Annotated in this window: 4 protein-coding genes and 1 riboswitch; of the genes, 3 read left to right on the forward strand and 1 reads right to left on the reverse strand. The window is 48.9% G+C overall.

The window, feature by feature from the left end; translation table 11 throughout:
• Positions 1–137: 137 nt before the first annotated feature.
• A riboswitch (SAM riboswitch) is annotated at positions 138–223 on the reverse strand.
• Positions 224–254: 31 nt separating this feature from the next.
• Positions 255–659, reverse strand: a complete 405-nt coding sequence (locus tag KQI64_RS09405; protein WP_216524504.1) for an HIT family protein — start codon at positions 657–659, stop codon at positions 255–257.
• Positions 660–822: 163 nt separating this feature from the next.
• Between KQI64_RS09405 and KQI64_RS09410 the strand changes: the two genes are divergently transcribed.
• The 3 genes from KQI64_RS09410 to KQI64_RS09420 form a co-directional block, all read left to right on the forward strand.
• Positions 823–1,533, forward strand: a complete 711-nt coding sequence (locus tag KQI64_RS09410; RefSeq protein WP_253289258.1) for a MerR family transcriptional regulator — start codon at positions 823–825, stop codon at positions 1,531–1,533.
• 178 nt (positions 1,534–1,711) lie between these two features.
• Positions 1,712–2,524, forward strand: a complete 813-nt coding sequence (locus tag KQI64_RS09415; RefSeq protein WP_216524506.1) for an SWIM zinc finger family protein — start codon at positions 1,712–1,714, stop codon at positions 2,522–2,524.
• 288 nt (positions 2,525–2,812) lie between these two features.
• The coding region (locus tag KQI64_RS09420) for a DEAD/DEAH box helicase (protein WP_216524507.1) at positions 2,813–5,025 on the forward strand (2,213 nt) is incomplete at its 3' end.

Below are 5,025 nucleotides of genomic sequence, written 5' to 3' on the forward strand. Positions count from 1 at the left end.
CATTCTGACATAGACCTTTTTGTTTGCGTTGATAAGACTTGTGATTGTTTTCATTTTCGTTCCTCCAAAAAAATATTACCCAAAAGAGGAGCACGAAAAAAACGCCCATCGTCAGACGGGCGTTGATAACAATTCCTCACCCATCAGTCAAGCATTACCACCTTACATGTTGCAGGTTGGTGTGCGGTCAACGAGCTTGTCTCTCGCGCACTCTTTATAGGTTGGTTATATTATAATTTCCGAAACGGAATTTGTCAACCGTTCATTTTCAGTTTTTCAAAATGGTACGAGTAGCTCTTTTCGGCGCCCTTGAAAACAGGCCATCCGTCAATGCCGTCATTGCGCTTGCGCGGAATGATGTGGATATGGAAATGCGGTACCGACTGCCCCGCGCTTTCATCGCTCGCGTTGAGCAGGTTCACGCCGTCGTAGCCGCAGTTGTCGACAAGGTGACGGGAAACCTTCTGCACGGTATCCATCATGTCGTGCAGCGCATCGCTGTCGCAGTCAAGAATATTTTTGAAGTGCTTCTTCGGAATGACGAGGATATGTCCGTCAACGTCGTCCGCGATATCCATGATGGAAATCGTTGTGTCGTCTTCGTACAGCTTGCAGCTCGGAAGCTCTCCCTTGATGATTTTGCAAAATACACAGTCCATTTTGTTTGCCTCCTTCGATAGGTTATAACTCATTATAATACGCGCGGCGAATGATTGCAACAGTTGCGTTCCCGAAAAAATTGTTATAAAATATTTTCGGAAAACACTTGACTCTGACGCAGCGTCATAGGTTATCATAGAACCCGAGGTGAGGAAGTTGAAAATGCAGATTAAAGAGTTTGCGCAGCAAATTGGCGTGAGCGTGCGCACGCTTCACTACTACGACGAAATCGGATTGCTCAAACCGTCCGAGGTCGACGCGCAGAACGGATACCGGTTTTATGACGAAAGATCTTTGGAGCGCATGCAGGAGATATTATTTTACCGCGAGCTGGATTTCTCTCTCAAAACCATCGCGCAGATTCTCTCGTCGCCTGACTATGACAAACAGCAGGCGCTGACGCGTCAGCGGAAATTATTGCTCGCAAAAAAGGAACGGCTGGAGCGGTTGATCGACGCGCTGGACAGCATGGAGAAAGGAGAAGGGTTTATGAAGCCGAATAACGAATACGAAGACCTGAAAAACAAGTACGCGGAGGAGGTCAGACAGCGCTGGGGCAGCACCGACGCGTACAAGGAAAGCCAACAGCGCAATACTGATTTCAGCCAAGCGGCTTCTTTGCTTGACGCGGTGTTTGAAGAATTCGCCGAGCTTGACCGCAGCGGGATTTCGCCCGACAACGAAGCGGCGAAAATACAGGTAGAAAAATTGCAGCGGTGTATTACCGATAATTTCTATACCTGTACAAACGAGATCCTCGCGGGACTCGGACAGATGTACGTCGCCGACGTCCGCTTCAAAAACTACATCGACAAACACGGCGAGGGTACAGCCGAGTTCGTTTCACAGTGCATAAAATCCTATTGTAAATAATTCAAGCAGCGTGTAAGCAGAATTCAAATCTGTTTGCACGCTTTTTCTAATCATATATTGCAAATAAGCGGAAAAATCACGATGATGGATTGCAATGTCCGTTAAATGGGACATCGGTTTTGAGATAATATTGGTATCAGAAATACAACACATGATTATTTTATGGGGAGGTATTACCATGAAGTTCAAAATCGGTTTCAGCGGATATGAGGAAGAGCAGCAGACAGCGGAGCAGCTTGCGGAGATGCCCGGAGAGATGCAGCCTGTAAAGTCGGTGGTGCAGGTGCGCTTCCCGAGTCAGGGACGTTCCTATTCTTACTACAACGACCGCTTTGATCTGTACGTCGGCGACATCGTCTTTGTCGAGGGAAAGCTCGAGGGCGTGAAGGGTATCGTGACCGAGCTGTCGCGCACCTTTAAAATCAGACTGTCCGACTACAAGCGCGTGATCGCGGTTGCCGACACAGAGGTAAAAGGCAGACTGTATTTCGGCGGTTCGCACCTGATAGCCTTTGACAAGGACGTCATTCCATACGACAAGATCCGCGCGTGGTTCCTTCCTCCCGAGAGTGAAGAGGAGTACGCGGTGGGCTGTGACGACGAGAGCGTTCATATTGATGACCCGAGAGCCTTTGGTTTCCGCAGCGAGATAGCGGAAAGAGGATTTGATTACTACAACCGTTGCAAGGTAGTGTACATCAGCGTGGACGGCGAAAGCGGCAGAGCGATCGTCGAGGGCAGCAGGGCTTATGAGCTGACGTTTGACTATTTCGCGGGCGAGATCAGCAATCTGACCTGCGGATGTTTCTGCTCGTATCACTGCAAGCATGAATTTGCCATGCTTCTGCAGCTGCGCGAAACGCTGAGGATGATAGAGGAGCTATATGACGATGAATACGGCGAGTCCGATTACTTTGCCGCCATCGGCAAGTCCGCTCTGCTGACATACGCGATGGACAGAGAAGAAAAGGGCAGTATTGTATTGGAATGAAATAGTTTTGGGAGTTATGAAATTTACGGGTAATTGGGGTAATATCTGCATTTTATCAGTATTTATCAGCTTTTTCAATCATCCGCTGGGGTGATGTTCAGGTAAACTTGAGGGGATAAATCACCCGAACGCCACCCTGACAAAAAGTGGAAAACATAAGTATTTATGCGGATTTTGGAGAATAATTACCCCAATCACCCCATTGAAATATTATGTGGCTTAACCTTGATGGAGCGGCAAAAAAAGTGCTACAATTAATCCAGACTATTCAGAGGAAGTGAACACCTTATGAGCACATCATTACATGCCGCGTCCGGCAGTACGGCGGAGGATTTGTTTATCGACCTGTTTTCCGATACCTTCGGCGCGGAAAAAGCAGGGTACCTATACAGCCAGTATCACTTCTTTGATATTTACAACAACGATCGATTTGCGGACTTCCTGATTGAGAACGGCGCGAAAAGAATCGCGATTGAAATTGACGATGAAGCCACACACAATCCGCGGCTTGTTTCGCGCAACAAATACTACGACGACCTGCTCAAGCAGAACAGCATGATCTATCTCGGTTGGGATGTTTACCGCTGGGCGGTTCGTCAGATGCAGCAGCAGCCCGATACCGTCAAGGACGAGCTGCGCGTTTTTTTAGGTTCTTCGCCGCATTTCCGCGAGGTGGAGGATTATCTTCCGTGTCAGCGGAGCAAAGCCATTGAAGCGGATGATCTGGAGCTCAAGGGACACCAAAGAGCCGCGCTTGCTTCGCTTGAAGAAATGCGTAGGCGGCATGAAACCATCGCCTTGATTTATCACGCGACAGGCACGGGAAAAACCGTGACTGCGGTCACGGACGCAAAGCGCATTGGCAAGCGCACGTTGTTTATCGCGCATACCAACGAGCTTGTCACACAGGCGGCGGAGACATTCAAAAGACTGTGGACTGACGTGAGCGTCGGTATTTATATGGGTCCGCTCAAAGAAAAGGATGCGTTTGTTGTTTGCGGCAGTGTGCAGAGCGTCGCGCTGCATACGGAGGAGTTTGGCGAAACGGATTTTGAGTATCTGATCATTGACGAAGCGCATCATGCGGCGGCTGAAACCTATCAAAAGATTTTGGCGTATTTCAAGCCGTCCTTCACGCTCGGACTGACGGCGACTCCCGAACGTGCCGACGACCGGAACATTCCGGACATTTTCAAAAATACCGCACATAAGCTCGATATCAAGACGGCGGTGGAAATCGGCGAGCTTGTGTCCGTTCGTTGTATCAGAATACATACCAACATTGATTTGACGAAGGTGCGGTTCAACAGCGTCCGCTACAATATCCGCGACCTTGAAAGTAAGATATTTGTTCCTGACCGCAACAAGCTGATTGTTGATACCTTTATGGAATACGTGTCAGACAAACGCACGGTTATCTTCTGCGCGAGCGTAAAGCATGCGGAGGAAATCGCAGCAAAAATACGTGAACGCGGCGTTCCTGCACAGGCGGTGTCGGGCAGCATGAAAATGTCCGGGAGAAATGAACTCCTTGCCAAATTCAAGCATGGCGAAATCAAGGTGTTATGCGCCTGTGACCTGCTCAATGAGGGTTGGGATTGCCCTGAAACCGAAGTTTTGTTTATGGCGCGTCCGACAATGTCAAAGGTGCTCTATACACAGCAGCTCGGCAGAGGTATGAGGTTGAGCGAGGGCAAGGAATTTTTGATGGTGTTTGACTTCGTGGATAACGCGAGTCAGTATAATATGCCGTATTCACTTCATCGACTGATGAAATTAAAGGACTATCATCCCGGAAAGCGCGTTCTTGGAACCAAACAGCAGATGCAGGAGGATGACGAGCTGTACCGCAGAGGAGAAAAGCCCGAAGCGCTGATCGACTATCCCGTCAGCGCGACGGATTATGAAGCGGTTGACGTATTCAACTGGCAGGACGAAGCGGCTGGAATGTTGTCGCAAATGGAGTTTATCCGCCGCGTGGACGTGCAGTCCGAAACCGTTGAACGCTATATCCGTGAGGGCAAGATCATTCCCGATATGATCGTTCCGCTCAGTGAGCACAAAAAGCTGAAATACTTCCGCGGGGAAACGCTGAATGCGGCGGCTGAAGAATACGGCTGGACATTAATAGACGATGAAAACCGCAAGGAGCTTTTCATGGATATGGTGCGGCAAATGGACATGAGTTATTCCTACAAGCCCGTTTTGCTAAAAGCGATTTTTGCACATGCCGACAAAAACGGACGGGTGCCGATTGATAATATCGTCGCGTATTTCAGGGAATATAATGAGGGAAGAAAAGCAAGCGGATTGAAAGCTGAAAAAGCGAACAGTATTTTCGCGAAGGGCGGTTACACCGACGCGGAAGCGAGAAGGAATATCCTTGCAAATCCGTTCAAACGCTTTGAAGATATGCAGATGCTCCGCCACACCAAAACCCTCGGCATCATCGAGGTGGAGCCGACAGTGTGGAAGAATCTGACTGATGAAGAAAAGCGGGA

The organism is Lachnoclostridium sp. MSJ-17, from assembly GCF_018918205.1.
In the GTDB taxonomy this organism is placed as follows: Bacteria; Bacillota; Clostridia; order Oscillospirales; family Acutalibacteraceae; genus Ruminococcoides.